Genomic DNA, 17,612 nt, shown 5'->3' on the forward strand with positions numbered 1-17,612 from the left:
TGATCGCTGAGTTAACACTGCTATTATCTAAGTCTTAAGGTTGGAATCATAAATTTTTCAATAAATTACCCTGCTAATTCACAGTCCTCACGGGATGAAGGAGCTCTCTGATGAATCTACCCGGTCAGCAGTCGCCTGACAGCACCCTTCCCTCTTATAATCTCTCTCGAAGCCTTGGCCTACAGGCCGGTACTGATATCGACTTTAAAAAGCTAGCCGCGCAGCTCGACTGTACACGTAACTTTTACAATGTCGGCATCATTTTCGATGATGGCAAGCAACGCTGGCTGGTTCGTCCGTCACGACGCATTGCTGATGTGAATCAGAGCACCGTCAGCCATGTGGTCATCAGTAAAATTCCGGATGCTAAGGAAACCAGTGCGGAAAAAGCCGTGGTGGCGACGTTAACCACGCCGTCACTTGCGACTGAAATCACTTCAACCGGTTTCGCCTGTGGCGCGATGATTGTTACGCTTGTCATGGCGTTTGGTGCCGGTGCGGCTGTGCCTTTTACCGCTGGCGGATCCGGCGTGATTGCGGCGATTAGCCTGTCCGGCACGTTGGCTACGGGAGCACAATGCATGATTGGCGCGGGCCGTCTGCTGGCTATCCATAACGACCATGGTTCCGATGTTGCCTGGCTCGACAGCCAGGACTGGTACGTTGCCACCACAACGGTTCTGGATGTCATTTCGCTGACTGCGGCAGGAACCGCGCTACGAGGTACTTTAGAAACGTACAAGCTGATGAAAGCGGCATCTTCAGGTAAAGTTACCGCCTGGTTCCAGAGCATGAGCCGTGCCGAGCGTAAGCGCATCACGGAAGAGATTATTAAAGCGCAGAATCCAGGCATCTCCAGTGCTGGCGTAAAGGCCGCGATCCGTGCAGGTGTTTATCCGAAACGTTTCCCCAGCGAATCGTTACAAAAATCACTGCAGCGCGAGTTAATGAGTGCGGTCAACAACGCATCGGCCTTTGTGGGGAGTTCACTCACAGGGACTATCCGCAACCCACAAAATACCGTCCAGTCAGGGCGTTATGTAGTTGGTGTGCTGCAGTCATTTTTACCTAACTAAACGCTGAGTATATAAATGTTTAAAGTTTTAACCCGTCGCCTGCAATATTGTAACGAGGTGTCCGCCAGCATAAAAAATGCCGCCCCGACACAGTTGCAGCAGCTTAAGACGCAGTTGGCTGAAGATATGGTTAAGCCTGTGGGACTACATACCATGGGTATTCCGGCGGCGGTCAGTACGCTCGGGGTGATTGTCAGTTTCGCCATTCCGCAACTGTGGCTGGGGTATGGCGTACTCGCCGCACTCGGCCAGCCAGCAGAGCGCGTATTCGTGTGGGTCGTGCTGATCGCCCTGCTCTTCGCTGGCATCAACGGAGTGACGATGTTTATGATTGGCAAAGGTAGCATGCGTGCCGTGCGGTTACATCTTACGCTGGCGGTGCTAAGCCTGGTATTAACGGCAGCCTATCTGCTGGCCGCGCTGAGCGGTAGTTCTTCTCCGGGCGTCAGTCTGACCGCGGCGCTGGTAAGTATTGTCATGCTTGGGCTTAGCGGTATCTGTATCCTCTCTACCGCTTTCTATAAGATGCTGCTATTTACTTTGCATAACAGAGTCTGGCGCAAGCTTATCAGCCAGACGCGCTAAACATTCATTCCATTAAAATCCCGCCGCTACGTGCGGCGATCCGACTATCGCTACTGAGGAAGCCGGAGAAACAGTGTCCGTTCCTGAGTCTGCGATGCTTTAAAACCATGGTGGATATAAAACGCTTTGGCTTCCTCAGTGAGTGTATGAACCATAATCGCCCGCACCCCGATATTCTCAGCTACCCGATAACAGCGTAAAACCGCATCGTGGAGTAAATCGGCTCCCAACCCGTTTCCGCGTAACGAGACATCGACAGCCAGACGGGCAAGTACAATCACGGGTATGGGATCCGGCATGTTACGCCGCAGATTCCCTGTCGCTTGCGTATGGTTAACGCTGCCGGTAGCCAGAGAGTAAAATCCCGCGACCTGCTTCGTGCCCGTTTTACAAACGACAAACGTTCGGGCTGCGCCGAGCGCCTGGTTTTTCAGACCTCTTTGTTTTAGCCATTCGTCAAGCACGGCCTCTCCGCTGACGAACTCCGCCAGTTGATGGACGCTGTATAAGGGCTCTGGTGCTGTTACACGTCCCACTGCGGTTTCCTTGCCAGCAGTTTTTCTATGGCAGGATCGTCCGCGACCGGGGCATCGAGCATGTCAATGAACTCTGCGTACTGTTCATCGTTAAAATTGAATACACGTCGATCGAGGATCACATTCTCGGCTGCCTGACAGGCCATCTCCAGAATGAAGTCTGTACGTGATTTATGGAGGATCTCTGCGGCGGCATCGATAAGCGCCCGCTGGGATTCTTTGGCTCTGAGATTGAGTTGAACATCTGATTTCATGGGTATACCTCTTGTATAGCAATTGCTTTACAAGCATAGCATAAGCGCCGTGTATATCAATCGCTATACAGAGCCCTTAATCATGTCTGACCTCTCCACACCGCATATCGCAAGAATTTGCTCTCTCAGCCAGCGGTGACCAGGATCGCGTTCCATTCTTGGGTGCCACATCTGCGATACCGTAATACGACGGCTTCTGAACGGCAGCTCGAAAACGTGTATCTGGTCCGTTACCTGCTGATTGAGTAAATAGAGCGCGGGTATCATGGCGATAAGATCTGATTCCAGCGCCACGGACAGTGCCGTCGGAAATCCCGGTACGACGCTGGCGATTTTACGTTTTGTCCCCAGTTCGGCCAGCGCATCGTCAACGGAACCGTGCAACGCGCCCTCGGGTGACGCTACCACATGACCCCAGGCGACATAATCCTTCACGCCTATTTCTGCCTGCTTAGCCAGCGGGTGTCCCTTACGCACGACGCCCACAAACCGATCCTCAAACAACCGTTGCAGCCGTATTTCAGGCCCCATATTGCTCTGGACGCCAATCTCCAGATCAACCAGCCCTTCCCGAAGATAGCGCGACGTTTTTTCCGGCTTAGGCGCGAAGCGTATACAGACGTCCGGCGCGGCATCGGCCACAGCCGCTATAAGCGCTGGCCCAAACGCCACCACAAAACCATCGTTTGCCCTGATGGTAAAAAGACGCGCCAGACTTTGCGCACTGAACGTTTCAGTTGAGGGCTGCAATACCGCCCTCGCCTCGTGCACTGCACGCCTGGCGCGATCCCGGGTCGCTTCGGCCCACGGGGTTAGTACCATGTTACGCCCGGCGCGCACCAGGATCGGGTCGCCTGTAACGTCGCGTAACCTGCTTAATGTCCGGCTCATGGCCGAGGTGCTGAGGTTCAGACGACGTGCTGCACCTGCGACACTCGCTTCGCTCAGCAATATGTCGAGTGCAATCAGTAAATTAAAATCAGGATCGGTCATAGCGCTCATTCCTGCACCTTCAGATAAGGCGTTTCGTGCAACGATAAAGTGCAAATGGTGCGCCTTCCGCCCTGTAAAAGCCATCTTTATAGTTTTGTCATCCATACACTCTTCTCAGAGGACAACATAATGACGCTCTTTTCCAGTCAACCCGGCGACGAAGGACTTCCCGGCCCGGCGCGCGCACGGGTGATGGCCGCAATTATGACCACCACCTTAATGGGCGTGTTTGATGGCACCATGATCAACATTGCCCTGCCCTCCATGGCTCAGGAGATGCAGGTACCTGCCAGTATTGCCGTCTGGTTCGCCAACGGGTATCTGCTGGCGGCTGCGATGACGCTGGCGATATTCGCGGCGCTTGCGGCCCGCCTGGGTTATCGCCCCGTATTTCTGGCAGGTCTGACGACCTTTACCCTGACATCACTGGGTTGCGCGCTGGCGAATACACCCGAAGTGCTTATCGGTATGCGCGTGCTTCAGGGGATTGGCGGCGCGGCGACGCTGAGTATTGCCCCCGCAATCCTGCGGTCCGTATTTCCCGGGCGATTGCTTGGCCGCATTCTGGGGTTGCACGCCCTGCTCATCGCCTCCAGCTCCGCTATCGGCCCGGTATTGGGCGGGACGATCCTTCACACCCTGAGCTGGCAATGGCTGTTTGCGATAAACGTTGTTCCCGGCACCCTCGCCTTACTGCTGGCGGTCAAAGCGCTGCCGCGGGATGCGGTTCGAAAGCAAGCGCCTTTCGACACCCCGGGCGCCATATTGTCGGCGCTGCTGTTGGGGTCGACGATCATGGCGGCGAACAGCCTCCAGGACTATCATCCCGGTAGCCTTTGCTGGACAATGCTCGCTGCGCTGAGCGGCATGGCGTTTATCTGGCAGATCCGCCGCGCGGATAACCCCTTACTGCCGCCGATGATGTTTAAAAATGAACGTTTTACCCTCGCGGCCTTCACGTCGATGATTGCTTTTGTCAGCCAGGGGATCACCTTTATTGCGCTGCCCTTCCTGTTTCAGAGCGAATACGGCTACAGTCCGGTGTTGTCTGCCCTGCTGTTTACGCCGTGGCCGTTAGGGATCGTGCTGATTGCGCCGCATGCAGGCCGGTGGGCGGACACGATTTCAGCCCCGGCGATAGCCACCCTGGGGCTGGTAATTTTTGTCGTCGGTTTGATCCTGCTGGCAACGTTACCCGACCGCCCTTCAATGTGGGATATCTGCCTGCGGAGTCTGGTGTGCGGAGTGGGGTTTGGCTGCTTTCAGAGTCCCAATAACCGGGAAATGCTCTCCAACGTTATTCGTGAGCATGCGAGCTATGCATCCGGTGTTTTATCCATTATGCGCACTTTCGGGCAGTGTCTGGGCGCCGCCGCCGTGGCCGTTCTGCTGGCCGCAGATGAAAGGTCAATTCATGTTGCGCTGTGGGTCGCCGCCGCAGCTTCTGCGGTAGCGGTCGTCGTCAGCGCGAGCCGGTTGCGTAAAATCACTCATCCTGCGGAAACAGGATGAGCACGAAAATATAACTAAGCGCTACTCCAGCGCCAGCAGCGCAAAACTCGCCAGCCAGTGGCCGCCGCTGTAGTGACTGCCGACAACATGCTCCACGCTTGCCGAGAGATGGCGCGCAACGGCATCCTGTAACGCCTGTTGCGCCGGGTGGTTTTCCGGCAAAGCGCGGGCAATGTGCTTCATACACCACGCGCGGCTGAGGTTAAGCCCGTCCAGATGTGCGATTTTCGGGTCGGTGCGGTCGCTTACCTCAGCCGGGTTCATCAGCGCTGAAACGGCACCCACTTCAGGCAGAAACGCATCGAACCAGGCCGGGAAATTCTCTACCACCTTACTCATCAGTAACGCCTCGGTCAGCGCCCCGGAGATATACTCGTCGCCGCCCGGCTCATAATGCGCCGGATATTGCGTGTCCGTATGATAAAAGCGCGTCGCCGCGACCAGGATCGCCTGTTCAAGCCCGTCATCCGTCACCGCCCGGGCATAATCCAGCCCCAGCGCGAGCGCAAACGCCGTGTTGTAATGTGTTCCGACGCGGATGGGATAGGTGAGCTTGCTGAGGTAATCCACCAGCCGCTGACGAATATCCCGCGTTAACGGTTGCAGCGTCTGGTACCAGCGCTCCGCCTGTGGCAGTGACGACTGTTTCAGCTCCTGCGCCAGCGCCAGCAGCCAGCCGTAGCCATAAGGCCGCTCAAACGACGCGCGGAACGGCGCGGTAAAATAGGCCAGCTCCTTCGCCACCTTCTCGTCGGTCAGGTGTTCTTCGAACAGAGTGATGATCTCTTCCCGGCACGGCAGTTCGGGCCAGAGACGCAGGCAGCGCAGCAGCAGCCAGTAGCCGTGCACCGCAGAGTGCCAGTCAAAACAGCCGTAAAAGATCGGGTGCAGCTCGCGAGGCGGCAGAACGTCGCCGTCATCGTTGAGCAGATGCATAATGTGGTTCGGGTATTCCTGACGTAAATAGGTCAACGGCATTCTGGCGAAGGCGTCAGCCTGATGTTGCGTTAATTCCATTGCAGCTCCTTAGCGAAACACGAGGAAATACATTAAGAACACGTTCACCACCAGCAGGGTTAACGCGGTCGGGATCTGGATCTTGATAACCTGATATTTGTCTTTTAGCTCCAGCAGCGCGGCGGGCACAATGTTGAAGTTGGCGGCCATCGGCGTCATCAGCGTGCCGCAATAGCCTCCGTACATACCGATAGCCAGCAGCGGCGCCGGGTTACCGTGATGGACGTTAATCAGGAATGGCAGAGCGATACCGGCGCTTAACACCGGGAAGGCTGCGAAGGCATTACCCATGATCATGGTAAACAGCGCCATCCCCACGCAGTAAATGACCACCAGCATGAAGCGGCTGTCCGGGTTCACAAACAGGCTGACCACCTTTTGTACCGATTCGCCGGTATTCGCCACCACAAACACCCCGCCGAGCATGGCGAGCATCTGCGGCAGGATCACCGCCCAGCCAATGGTATCGACCAGCCGACGCGACTGACGCACCGCATGCAGCGGCGTACCTTTTGTCAGCCACCAGCCGGTAAGGATAGCCGCCACGCAGGCCACGCACAGCGCCGCCAGCGTAAGCTGTTTCTGGTCGAGCAGATAAACGCCGCCAGTCGACACGCCTTTCAGAAACAGCGTCCCGATGACCGTTACCACGGGGATCATCAGTGCCGGTAAAAACAGCCAGTTTTTCAGCCGGTTCGACGAGGCAACACGCTCCTCCTCGGTGGACATTTTATAATGCCCCTTCCCGACCAGCCCGAAACCGGCCAGCAGCGCAATCACGATAACGGCGCCGCCTATAATGCGATACGCCAGCGACTTACCCAGCTCCTGCACCATCAGATCGCCAAACAGGAAGATCCCGCCGAACAGAAACCAGAACAGCGCGGTGGTATAGCGTTTCGGGTTAGCGCGGTCGCGAAGGGTCATCACAACCAGCAGCATCACGACGAAGCCGATCAGGTAATACACGCGGTTAATGGTGATGAGGGTCATCATGGTGCGATCTCCTGCGTACCCTGCTCTGCTTTCCAGGCCATCACGTCGCGACGAATGCTGGCATCGAGGCGCAGCAGACGCGTCATATGGATGATCAGTGCCGCAATAGCGGTCGGAATGGCCCACAGGCCGATATGCAGCGGTTCGATCCCCTCGATCCCGTTCTCTTTCAGGAACGCATCAATCAGCAGTACCGCGCCAAAGGCGATAAAGATATCTTCCCCAAAGAAAACCGCGATATTGTCACACGCGGCGGCATGGGCTTTGATTTTGTCGCGGATAGTCTGCGGCAGTTCGCCGTATTCATTCAGGGCCGCCCCTTCCGCCATCGGCGCCAGCAGCGGACGCACCGTTTGCGCGTGGCCGCCAAGGGACATCAGGCCCAGCGCAGCCGTCCCTTCGCGGGCGACAAAGTAGAGCATCAGGATACGCGCCGAGGTGGCGCTGGCGATCTTCGCGACCCAGGCCTGGGCGCGCTCTTTCAGCCCGTAATACTCCAGCAGGCCAATCACTGGCAGGATCAGAATGAAGGTGGCAAGCGATCGGCTATTCACGAACTTTTCGCCAAAGGTTTCCAGCAGCATACCGAAATCCATGCCAACCAGCAGGCCCGTCGCCAGCCCCGCCACCACGACAACCAGCAGCGGGTTGAAACGCAGTGCAAAACCAATAACCACCACCGGAATCCCGATAAGTGGCAACAGTGTAGAACTGTCCATAAACGTTACCCTATCCAAAGTGAGCGTTGCGCGCCGACGGCTATTTTTTATACTTCGCAGCAGAGCGAAGCCGGTGCATTACGGCGCGCGATGTTGTGTTTTGCGTCAGGCTCCACAGAACCTGCACTAAAAAGCTATATCTGAACGTCAAAAACATGTAAACAATTTATCAATAAAATGTTCTTATTTTATCGACGGGTTTACATTTCGGGGGAAGGATCGTTATGACAGTAAAGAAAAAGACGACAGCGTTAAACCACGACGATATTGCGGACGGGCGAATCGTCTCCTCCCGTCATCTCGTCTCAGAGCGGTGTGCTGAATTATCAGAGCTGGAATATGCGCTGATCATGACCAGCAATGCGTTTAACAAATGGATGGTGCGCTGCATGACCGCTGCGGGTGAACCGGATATGGGGGCCTTTGACGTTTCGCTTCTGCACCATGTGAATCACCGCAACCGCAAGAAAAAGCTGGCCGACATCTGCTTTGTGCTGAACGTGGAAGATACCCACGTGGTGACGTATGCGCTGAAAAAGCTGGTCAAGGCGGGATATGTCACCAGCGAGAAAGCCGGAAAAGAGCTTTTTTTCTCCACCACGGAGGAGGGAAAAACGCTGTGCATGAAGTACCGGGAGGTGCGGGAGGCCTGCCTGATCAACATTCATGCGGAAAGCGGCATTCCGGGAGCATCAATTGGCGAGACCGCGCAGTTACTCCGCGCGATCTCCTCCCTGTATGATACCGCCGCACGCGCGGCGGCCTCGCTTTAAGGACGGCGGAAAAGCGTCATACTCCGCCCGGCCAGTTCATAATCGACGGATTCCGTGATGATTTCCCCTGTGGGGGCCTCATCCGCCGTCGAAAGCTCCAGCACCCAGCCCCCTTCACCAAACTGCGGGATCTGGAATGGCACCGTACCTTCAAACGGGTTAAACAGCATCAGCACGTCGTGCCAGACGCCCTCTTCCTGCTTAAGATCCGGGCGGCTGATGGCAAGACCAAGGGTGGAACCCTCGTCCCATTGTTCCGACTGCTGCGGTCCGCCGCCGGCGTTAAACCAGCGGATCTCCAGCCCGTCGCGCCAGTTCTCACGTCGCAGCAGCGGCTGCGTCGCGCGCAGGGCAATCAACCGACGGGTAAAGTCGCGCAGCTTCTCGTCGTTTTCAGAGAGCCCTTTCCAGTTTACCCAGGAGATCTCGCTGTCCTGACAGTAGCCGTTATTATTGCCCTTTTGCGTCCGGCCAAACTCATCCCCTGCCAGCAGCATCGGCGTACCGTGCGAGAAGAAGAGCGTGGTGAGGAAGTTGCGCTTTTGCCGCTCGCGGGTGGCGATGATATCCGGGTTCTCCGTCGGCCCTTCTTCGCCGTAGTTATACGACCGGTTATCGTTATGTCCGTCGTTATTATCTTCCCCGTTATCGGCGTTATGTTTCTCGTTGTACGACACCAGGTCGTTCAGCGTGAAGCCGTCATGCGCGGTAATAAAATTGACGCTGGCCCACGGACGACGCCCGCGCAGATCGTACAAATCACCGGACCCTAACAGACGGGCGGCAAAATCGTTAGAGACGTTATCCCCCTTCCAGTATTCACGTACCGTATCGCGGTATTTGTCGTTCCACTCACCCCAGCCTGGCGGGAAGCCCCCCACCTGATACCCGCCGGGGCCGATATCCCACGGCTCACCGATGAGCTTCAGCTTCGACAGCACCGGATCCTGGGTCACGGCATCGAAGAAGCCGCCGCGCGGATCGAACCCCTCCGGCTCACGTCCGAGAATGGTCCCGAGGTCAAAGCGGAAACCGTCAATCTGCATCGATTCTGCCCAGTAACGCAGGGAGTCCATGACCATCTGCAATACGCGCGGGTGGGAAGTATTAACGGTGTTCCCGGTGCCGGTGTCGTTGATGTAATACCGGTGCTGATCCGGCATGGTGCGGTAATAGCAGAAGTTATCAATCCCCTTAAACGACAGGGTTGGCCCCAGTTCGTTGCCCTCCGCCGTGTGGTTATAGACCACGTCGAGGATCACCTCGATGCCCGCGTCATGATAGGCACGCACCATGTCGCGGAAACCCTGGATCCCCGCCGGGCCGTAATAGCGGGACGCTGGCGCAAAGAAACCGAGCGAGTTATAGCCCCAGAAATTTTTCAGGCCGCGATCGAGCAGGTGCTGATCGTCAGGGAACCAGTGAACCGGCAGCAGCTCGACCGAGGTAATGCCGAGGCTTTTGATGTAGTCCACCGACGCTTTATGCCCCATCCCCTCAAACGTACCGCGCAGTTCAGGCGGAATAGCCGGGTTAAGCTGGGTAAAGCCTTTTACGTGGCTCTCATAAACCACGGTATGCGGCCACGGAATATCGGGCCGGCGGGAGTCTTGCCAGTCAACGGCATGAGGGTCGATGACCTTGCATTTGGGCGTAAACGGCGCGCTGTCTCGCGTATCAAAGCTGAGATCCAGCTCGTCGTGTCCCAGCTCATAGCCGAAGTGGGCATCGTTCCACTCAATGTCACCCACCAGTTCACGGGCATAGGGGTCAATAAGCAGCTTATTGGGGTTGAACCGGTGACCGTTCTCCGGATCGTAAGGGCCATACACACGGTAACCATACAGCGCCCCCGGTTTCAGATCCGGCACATAGCCGTGCCAGACCTCATGGGTATATTCCGGCAGTTCCAGCCGTGTGATTTCTGTTTTTCCCGATGGGTCAAACAGACACAGCTCCACCCGCTCCGCATGGGCGGAAAACAGGGCGAAATTCACTCCTTTCCCGTCATAATTTGCGCCCAACTGTTGGCCATGACCGGCCCGAATTTCAAACGTTGTATCCTTTGGCATTTTTGTTCTCCTCGATTATTCGCAGGTAAGCAGAACCAACAAACATCCCTTTTCAGACGTTAAATCCAGCGTCTCTGGCAGAAGGCGACGCTCACCGGTAAACAGATCCCGGTAGTGCTTCCCGGCCAGCTCCTGGGGTATGGCCACCATAGTATTGGCCCACAGCATCGCATTGTCGGTGACGTCAAACACCAGACGCGGCACGGCGACGATCAGCGCCTCGTCATCTTTTATGCGGGCATAAACGATCAGATTCTCTTCCCGCTCGCCGGTCACCTTCAGCGGCAGCCAGTCGCCGTAGCGGAAAAGCGCGGGGTAATGCGGCCGCAGCCGTAACAGCGTGGCGGTGACGTACTGCTTCACGCTGCCGTCTCGCCAGCGTTGCGCATCGTTAAAAATGGTTCCATCCGCTACGCTGAGGTTTTCCGCCAGCGCGGTGAAATCCGGTTCGCGGCGGTTATCCGGGTCGACCAGGCTGAAGTTAAGCCCTTCGCTGCCCTGGTAGATGTCCGGTACGCCTGGCGCAGTCAGCTTGATCACCGTCTGGCTCAGGCTGTTCATTAACCCAGCCCGAATAAACGGCTGGAGTGCGGCACTGAAATCACGCAGGAACAGGGTGTTATCCGGGGAGAGCAGATGGCGCACGTAGTCCAGCACCACGCTCTCGTACCCTTCGTTGCTGTCGATCCAGTCGGTACGCTGCTTGGCCTCGCGCAGGGCTTTCTCAATAAAGCCGAGGAAACGCTCTTCCAGTGACTTAAGACCATCACGATCGTCTGGCGACAGCGTGGCTGGCCAGACGCCCGCCAGCGCCTGGAAGATCATCCAGGTGTCGGCGGCGTTCGGCGCGGTGCCGTCGTTGAGGAATCGAACCTGCGTCTGGTTCATCTGGCGCCAGCGCGCCAGGTTTTCCCCCCACAGATCTGGCGCTTCCGTCAGCGTGTATAGTCGCGCTCGCGCATCCTCGCCGCGTTTGGTGTCGTGGGTGGAGGTTCCCAGCAGCGCATCGGGCTGGCGGGCAAGACGAATGCGCATCTCCTGATGAAAACGGGAAAGTGAAAATGCGCGCGGCGTCGGGTCAGCGCCGACTTCGTTCAGGGCCAGCTCCAGGTTATGGCGGAAGAACAGCGTATCCTCTACCGATTTCGCCATCAGCGGCCCGGTCAACTGCTGAAAACGGGTGCGGAAAAGCGAGGCCAGCGCGTGGTCATCCTCCGGCAGATCGCCGGTAAGAATACGCACGATCAGGCTCAGGGCGGGTTCAGAGGTGTCGACGCTGGCGACCACGCGACTGAGCAGCGCCACATCCGGTGGCGTCAGCCCCTCTCCGGTGCCGTAGGTGCGATACACCGGAAACGCGATAAGCAGCTCGCGCAGGGCATGGCGGATATCCTCATGCTCCACTTCGGCGCCGTTATGCCCGGCCAGCTCGCTGGCGATTTTGAGCAGCGTGGTAAATTCACCTTCAAAATTACGATCGGTCATCAGCCCTTTGGCTTTGCGAAGTTCCGCCTGCCTGTCCACGGTCGTACCCAGCGTCTCGTCGTAGAGCGTCTCCAGTCGCGAGAGGTTGGTATCATCCACCAGCACTTCCGCCAGCGAGGCAATAAACTCATAGCCCGTAGTACCCGAGACCGGCCACTCCGGAGGAAGCTGTTCCCCTTTGGCGAGGATCTTCTCTACCGTGATGTAGCAATCCGGTCCGGTCGCCGCACGCAGGCGCTGCAAATAGCCCAGCGGATCGGCAAGCCCGTCCACATGGTCAATGCGCAGGCCGTCGACAACCCCGGCGTGAACAAGCTCAAGGATCAGGCGGTGCGTGTCTGCGAAGACCGCCTCATCCTCTACCCGCACGCCGACCAGCCCGGTGATTTCAAAAAAGCGCCGCCATGAAAGCTGTCTCGGCGCTTCCCGCCACGACATCAGACGCCAGCTTTGCGCTTCGTGGATCTCAGCGATGCTCTTGCCTTCGTCATACGTGCCGGGATTAAGCGGATAGGCGGTATCATAGTAAACCAGCGCTGCGCTATTGGTGACACTGTCACGCTTTAAGGTGATAGCCCCCCGCTCCAGCTCGGCTTCAAAGGTGTCGCCAAGAAACGGTAACGTCAGCGGTCGGGACCAGTCGATATCAAAATACGCCGCATAGCGGCTCTGCCTGCCTTGTTCGATAACATCGCGCCACCAGCGGTTTTCCAGCGAGGTCGACATATGGTTAGGAACGATATCCAGAATCAGTCCCATCCCTGCCTGCTTCAGCGCCACCGCCATGCGGTCAAACCCTTCCCGCCCGCCAATCGCCGGGTCGATTTCGTTGGGGTCGGTCACGTCATAGCCGTGGGTGGAATCCGTGGTTGCGGTGAAAACAGGCGACGCGTAAAGATGGCTAATTCCAAGGTCTTTCATATACGGAATCAGGTCCACCACGCGATCGAAGGTCATGCCGTTGCGAAACTGAATTCGGTAAGTAGAGGAAGGGATCATAGCGCTGCGTCTCCATCAGCAAAGCGAACAACAATGCTGTTTGGCGGCAGGTTATCGACTGCCTCCGGCCAGCTAAAGATTGTTTTTCCGGGCAGGTCCGGTAAGGCTAGCGGCTTCTTGCCGATATTCAGTGCCAGCGACAGCGTGCCGGACGGAAAACGCCAGCTCACGGCAACCATGCCGAGCGCCGTTTGCAGGACGTTACCCTCCACGGCGCCCCGCTGTTTAAGTAACGGGACGATAAAGCGCTGACGCAGCGCAATCAGTTCGCGCGTAACGTGCAGCCACGCCCTGCCTTCCTCCGTGTCTGCCTTGTTCCAGTCAAGCTTCGACCGCATAAAGGTATTTACGTCATTGGGGTCCGGTACGGTTTCATCGTGCCCGGCATGGCCGGTAAACTCTTTCGCGCGCCCTTCCCGCACGGCTTTCGCCAGGTCGCCGTGGAAGTCGGTGAAAAAGAGGAACGGATGCGTTTCGCCATACTCCTCGCCCATAAACAGCAGCGGAATATGGGGCGACATAAGCAGCGCCGCAAACAGCACACGCGTTTTATCCGCGCCTGCCAGAGAGATAAGCCTCTCCCCCTGGGCACGGTTGCCGACCTGGTCGTGATTCTGAATAAAATCGACAAAAAACAGCGGAGGTTGCTCGCGACACTCTACCCCGCGCGATTTTCCGGTCTGAAGCGAGATTTCCCCCTGGTAGACAAAGCCCTCTGCCAGCGCCCGCGCCAGTTTTTTCTCCGGCTCAAAGGCAAAATCCTGATAATAGGCGTGTGATTCCCCTGTCGCGAAGACATGCGCGGCGTTGTGAAAATCATCATTCCATTCGGCGGTGAAAAGCGGCGTCTGACCATGCTCATCGCGCGGATGCAGGAAAATCACGTTGCGACTGTCTTCGGTGGTCAGATGGATATGCCGATCCGGAAATGCGTCGCGGATCCGTTGCGCTATCTCGGGAAGAATATGGGTCTCAGCGTCGTCATGGATCTGGTCGATGGCGTCGAAGCGCAGACCGTCAAGATGATACTCCGAGAGCCAGAATAACGGCGCCTCGGCGATGTATTGCCGGACGGCCTCAACCTCATAGGCAATACCGTTGCCCCACGGGGTCATATGATCCTGATGGAAAAACGCTGGCGAGAGCAACGGCAGGTAATTCCCTTCCGGGCCAAAGTGGTTGAGTACGATATCCAGCACCACGGAAAGCCCGAGCGCGTGGGCGGCATCAATGAAGGCATGAAAATCATCCGGTGTGCCATAAGCCGAGTGCGGGGCATACAGCAGTACGCCGTCATACCCCCATCCGCGCGCGCCCCCGAACTGGGACACGGGCATCACTTCCAGTTGCGTAATACCCAGCCCGGTCAGATAAGGCAGTTTGTCGATGGCCGCCCTGAAGGTTCCTTCCCCGGTGAAGGTGCCGATATGCAGCTCGTAGATCACCGTCTCATCCCACGGTCGTCCTTGCCATTCCCGCTGAGTGGGCTGGCTGCGACGCGGGTCGATCACCACCGACGGGCCGTTGACGTCAGCCTGCTGCGCGCGTGAGGCCGGATCCGGCACCGCCATTCCATCCTGTAAAACAAACTGATAGGTCGTACCGTGCCTGACGCCGGGCACGTCAATCTGAAACCAACCGTCGCCCACCGCCGCCATGGGAATGTCGGTATCGGTTAAACGTAATGTGAGATCTTTCTGCCCTTCTGCCCAGACGCGAAAACGTACAACGTCATCGGAAATAAACTCAGCACCCCAGTGCCTGCGACATGTTCTGAATTCCATTCATTGTCCTCGAATGACCACCTTTTACGCGGAACGAAATACAAGCTTAGACCAGGATCTACAGAGTGTTATGCCAGCAGGGGATGCCGCTTCGTCTATTATCTATTTATAACTCCCACTTAAGGAATACTATGCATATTCGAAAAGGATTAAGTACAGACCTCGCCCGCCTTGAATGTTGTGATTTTTCTTTCAAGGTTGATGAGATTGCAAGAGAGCCATTTCTCAATGGTGATTTGCATATCGAGGCGCTGACCGAACCTTATCTTAAAACCTATGAACTTGATCTCCAGACGCTGGAAAATCATTGCGTTAATCCGGATTCAATATTTCTTATCGCCGAAACGGATGACGGTGAAATCGCCGGTTTTATTACCGCGTCCTGCAACTGGAATAAATTTATTTCGGTGGATTACATTGCCGTCGAGCGTTCAAAACGCCGTACGGGCGCGGCGCACAAGCTGATGTCCGCCACCCACGTCTGGGCGCGAAGCCTCAATGCGCCCGGGTTACGGCTGGAGACGCAGAACGTTAATGTTTCTGCCTGTCAGTTCTATCGTCACTATGGGTTTATTCTCGGCGGTTACGATCGCTACCTTTACAACGCCCTGCCGGAAAAAGATGAGGTCGCCCTTTTCTGGTATTACATGCTGGCTTGAGAAAATATTTTATATCCGCTACCAGAAGATAGATTTGTCTGAATTTGTCAATTTTGCCCGCTTACGTTTAATTAACGACTAATCTTGGAATTCACTATTAAGGAGGCCGGTATGTCTACAGGAAATAATCACACGCTGCATTACCCTCGTCCACCGTTTGCTGAACAACCGCAAAGGGCCCCCGGGCTGGCATCGGAAATGAAGCCAATACCGGATCACGGTGAAACAAGTTATATCGGATCAGGCAAACTGGCAGGAAAAAAAGCGCTGATTACCGGCGGTGATTCCGGAATTGGTCGCGCGGTAGCGATCGCCTATGCCCGTGAAGGTGCAGATGTGGCTATTGGCTATCTCCCGGAAGAGGAGTCCGATGCGGCATCGGTCATTGCGCTGATTCGGGCCGAAGGCCGTAAAGCGGTCGCCATTCCCGGCGACATTCGCGTGGAGTCGTTCTGCGATACGCTGGTGGAAAAAGCCGTCGCGGAACTGGGTGGCCTGGATATCCTGGTGAACAACGCTGGACGCCAGCAGTACTGCGAATCGATCGACGATCTCACCACGGCAGATTTTGACGCGACGTTTAAAACCAACGTCTATGCCCCCTTCTGGATCACCAAAGCTGCGCTGCGCCATTTGCAGGAAGGCGCCGTGATCATCAACACCACTTCCGTTCAGGCGTTTAAACCGAGCGCGATCCTGGTGGACTATGCGCAGACCAAAGCCTGTAACGTGGCCTTTACCAAGTCTCTGGCTCAGCAGCTGGGGCCGCGTGGCATTCGGGTGAATGCCGTCGCGCCAGGTCCATACTGGACGCCTCTTCAGTCCAGCGGCGGTCAGCCGCAGTCCAAAGTTCAGAAGTTCGGGGAAGATACGCCCCTGGGCCGACCGGGCCAGCCGGTTGAAATCGCACCGCTGTATGTGCTTTTTGCCTCAGATACCTGCTCATACGCCTCCGGACAAGTATGGTGCTCTGACGGCGGTACCGGCGTGCTGTAAAGCATCCTCTCAGACCTATCCATTTCATGGATAGGTCACATTCACTTCCCTGCTGTTCTCAAAAATCTCAGTTGAACTATGATGAACTTACTATTGAGGAGCCCATCATGTTTACTGTGAAAAAACTTGCGATATCAACCCTGTTGACCGGTTCGGTTTTATTCTTTCCCGCGATCCACGCGGTGGCCAGCGTTCCGCAGCATGTGGTGAAACAGCAGGCTGGCGGCTACAGCGTTCAGGTTGGCGATACGATTGTCACCGCCTTTACGGACGGCAGCGTGCCGCAGGACCTGCACGCCTTACTGCGCCGGACGACGGCGGAAAATACCGATGCGTTACTGGCCAAAAACTTCCAGGCCAATCCGGTGGAAGCATCGATTAACGCGTTCTATATCGCTATGCCCGGCCACAAAATTCTGGTGGATACTGGTTCCGGTCAGCTCTTTGGCCCCGGTAAAGGCGGGCGGCTGATTGAAAGCCTGGCGACGCAGGGTATCAGGCCGCAGGACATCACCGATATCCTGATCACCCACGCGCACTCCGATCATGCAGGCGGCCTGGTCAAAGACGGTCAGCGCGTGTTTACCCACGCGCAGGTGTATGTCGGCAAACCGGATATCGATTTCTTCTTTAACGACGAGAACCAGAAAAAATCTGGCTATGACCAGAACTACTTCGACGTCGCGCACAAGACCTTAAAGCCCTATCTGGATGCCGGAAAAGTGAAGACTTTCTCCGGGACGGAACAGCTTCTGCCGGGCATCAGTGGTACGGTTCACCCGGGCCACACCCCAGGGTCCGCGTTCTACACGCTGGAGAGCAAAGGTGAAAAAATTACCTTTGTCGGCGACATCATTCACGTTGCCGCGGTTCAGTTCCCACAGCCCAACGTGACGATTGCTTACGATGAGGATCAGGACGGAGCCGCCCGGGTACGCAACGCAGCGTTCGCTGAGTTTGTGAAAAACAAAGATCTGATTGCGGCGCCACATCTGCCTTTCCCCGGGATCGGGTATGTGAAGAAAGGTGAGCGGGAAGGCTACGCGTGGGTTCCGGTGACCTATACCAACCGGGACGCCCAATAAGAGAGTCTCTGCGTCCCAGGCTAAATATTTCAGCCTGGGACCGCTATCTCACGCCCAGGGCCCCGCGGCCG

Annotated in this window: 16 protein-coding genes; 7 read left to right on the plus strand and 9 right to left on the minus strand. The window is 56.5% G+C overall.

The genetic code is table 11. The annotated features are described in order from the left end of the window. Positions 1–110: 110 nt before the first annotated feature. Together RS584_RS10635 and RS584_RS10640 are read left to right on the plus strand one after the other, a co-directional pair. The gene (locus RS584_RS10635) at positions 111–1,076 is read left to right on the plus strand and encodes a hypothetical protein (RefSeq protein ID WP_063134590.1); all 966 of its coding nucleotides are present in this window, start codon (positions 111–113) and stop codon (positions 1,074–1,076) included. 15 nt (positions 1,077–1,091) lie between these two features. After that, complete coding sequence (locus tag RS584_RS10640; RefSeq protein ID WP_063847895.1) at positions 1,092–1,661, plus strand: hypothetical protein; 570 nt, start codon at positions 1,092–1,094, stop codon at positions 1,659–1,661. 50 nt (positions 1,662–1,711) lie between these two features. On the opposite strand, the gene RS584_RS10645 is transcribed toward RS584_RS10640, so the two are convergent. From RS584_RS10645 to RS584_RS10655, 3 genes are all read right to left on the minus strand, one after another. Then, entirely contained in the window at positions 1,712–2,197 is a 486-nt protein-coding gene (locus RS584_RS10645) for a GNAT family N-acetyltransferase (RefSeq protein ID WP_315749725.1), read from the minus strand. Then, positions 2,185–2,451 carry a DUF1778 domain-containing protein gene (locus RS584_RS10650; protein ID WP_003857131.1) on the minus strand — a complete coding sequence of 89 codons (267 nt, stop codon included), beginning with the start codon at positions 2,449–2,451 and terminating at the stop codon, positions 2,185–2,187. Before RS584_RS10650 ends, RS584_RS10645 begins: the two co-directional genes overlap by 13 nt. A gap of 63 nt (positions 2,452–2,514) precedes the next feature. After that, positions 2,515–3,444: a LysR family transcriptional regulator gene (locus tag RS584_RS10655; RefSeq protein ID WP_315749727.1), complete on the minus strand. Its 930-nt coding sequence runs from the start codon at positions 3,442–3,444 to the stop codon at positions 2,515–2,517. Between the two features lie 129 nt (positions 3,445–3,573). Between RS584_RS10655 and RS584_RS10660 the strand changes: the two genes are divergently transcribed. Then, positions 3,574–4,956, plus strand: a complete 1,383-nt coding sequence (locus RS584_RS10660) for an MFS transporter (RefSeq protein ID WP_315749729.1) — start codon at positions 3,574–3,576, stop codon at positions 4,954–4,956. Between the two features lie 21 nt (positions 4,957–4,977). Here the strand turns inward: RS584_RS10660 and RS584_RS10665 are convergent, their stop codons facing one another. From RS584_RS10665 to RS584_RS10675, 3 genes are read right to left on the minus strand one after another with little or no spacing between them, the layout of a single operon-like run. After that, the gene (locus tag RS584_RS10665; protein WP_315749731.1) at positions 4,978–5,973 is read right to left on the minus strand and encodes a DUF2891 domain-containing protein; all 996 of its coding nucleotides are present in this window, start codon (positions 5,971–5,973) and stop codon (positions 4,978–4,980) included. Positions 5,974–5,982: 9 nt separating this feature from the next. Then, on the minus strand, positions 5,983–6,969 hold the full coding sequence (locus RS584_RS10670; RefSeq protein WP_315749732.1) for a DUF979 domain-containing protein: 987 nt from the start codon (positions 6,967–6,969) through the stop codon (positions 5,983–5,985). Continuing rightward, a complete protein-coding gene (locus tag RS584_RS10675) occupies positions 6,966–7,688 on the minus strand; it encodes a DUF969 domain-containing protein (RefSeq protein ID WP_003857121.1) in 723 nt (240 codons plus the stop codon). The genes RS584_RS10670 and RS584_RS10675 overlap by 4 nt, the downstream gene beginning before the upstream one ends. A 224-nt stretch (positions 7,689–7,912) precedes the next feature. Between RS584_RS10675 and RS584_RS10680 the strand changes: the two genes are divergently transcribed. Continuing rightward, positions 7,913–8,461 (plus strand): winged helix DNA-binding protein, encoded by a 549-nt coding sequence (locus tag RS584_RS10680; RefSeq protein ID WP_063924228.1) that lies wholly within the window; start codon positions 7,913–7,915, stop codon positions 8,459–8,461. Here the strand turns inward: RS584_RS10680 and glgX are convergent. From glgX to treZ, 3 genes are read right to left on the minus strand one after another with little or no spacing between them, the layout of a single operon-like run. Continuing rightward, complete coding sequence (glgX, locus tag RS584_RS10685; RefSeq protein ID WP_315749737.1) at positions 8,458–10,533, minus strand: glycogen debranching protein GlgX; 2,076 nt, start codon at positions 10,531–10,533, stop codon at positions 8,458–8,460. The genes RS584_RS10680 and glgX overlap by 4 nt on opposite strands. Positions 10,534–10,548: 15 nt before the next feature. Next, complete coding sequence (gene treY, locus RS584_RS10690; RefSeq protein ID WP_315749739.1) at positions 10,549–13,017, minus strand: malto-oligosyltrehalose synthase; 2,469 nt, start codon at positions 13,015–13,017, stop codon at positions 10,549–10,551. Beyond that, on the minus strand, positions 13,014–14,801 hold the full coding sequence (gene treZ, locus RS584_RS10695) for a malto-oligosyltrehalose trehalohydrolase (protein WP_315749741.1): 1,788 nt from the start codon (positions 14,799–14,801) through the stop codon (positions 13,014–13,016). The genes treY and treZ overlap by 4 nt, the downstream gene beginning before the upstream one ends. A 131-nt stretch (positions 14,802–14,932) precedes the next feature. On the opposite strand from treZ, the gene RS584_RS10700 reads away from it, so the two are divergent. From RS584_RS10700 to RS584_RS10710, 3 genes are all read left to right on the plus strand, one after another. Then, positions 14,933–15,460: a GNAT family N-acetyltransferase gene (locus RS584_RS10700; protein WP_032653615.1), complete on the plus strand. Its 528-nt coding sequence runs from the start codon at positions 14,933–14,935 to the stop codon at positions 15,458–15,460. A 111-nt stretch (positions 15,461–15,571) separates the two neighbouring features. Continuing rightward, on the plus strand, positions 15,572–16,456 hold the full coding sequence (locus tag RS584_RS10705; RefSeq protein WP_017382335.1) for an SDR family oxidoreductase: 885 nt from the start codon (positions 15,572–15,574) through the stop codon (positions 16,454–16,456). Positions 16,457–16,563: 107 nt separating this feature from the next. Next, positions 16,564–17,541 (plus strand): MBL fold metallo-hydrolase, encoded by a 978-nt coding sequence (locus tag RS584_RS10710; protein WP_315749744.1) that lies wholly within the window; start codon positions 16,564–16,566, stop codon positions 17,539–17,541. Positions 17,542–17,612: the final 71 nt, after the last annotated feature.

Source organism: Enterobacter sp. DTU_2021_1002640_1_SI_PRY_ASU_LCPMC_013, assembly GCF_032389435.1.
GTDB lineage: Bacteria > Pseudomonadota > Gammaproteobacteria > Enterobacterales > Enterobacteriaceae > Enterobacter > Enterobacter hormaechei_C.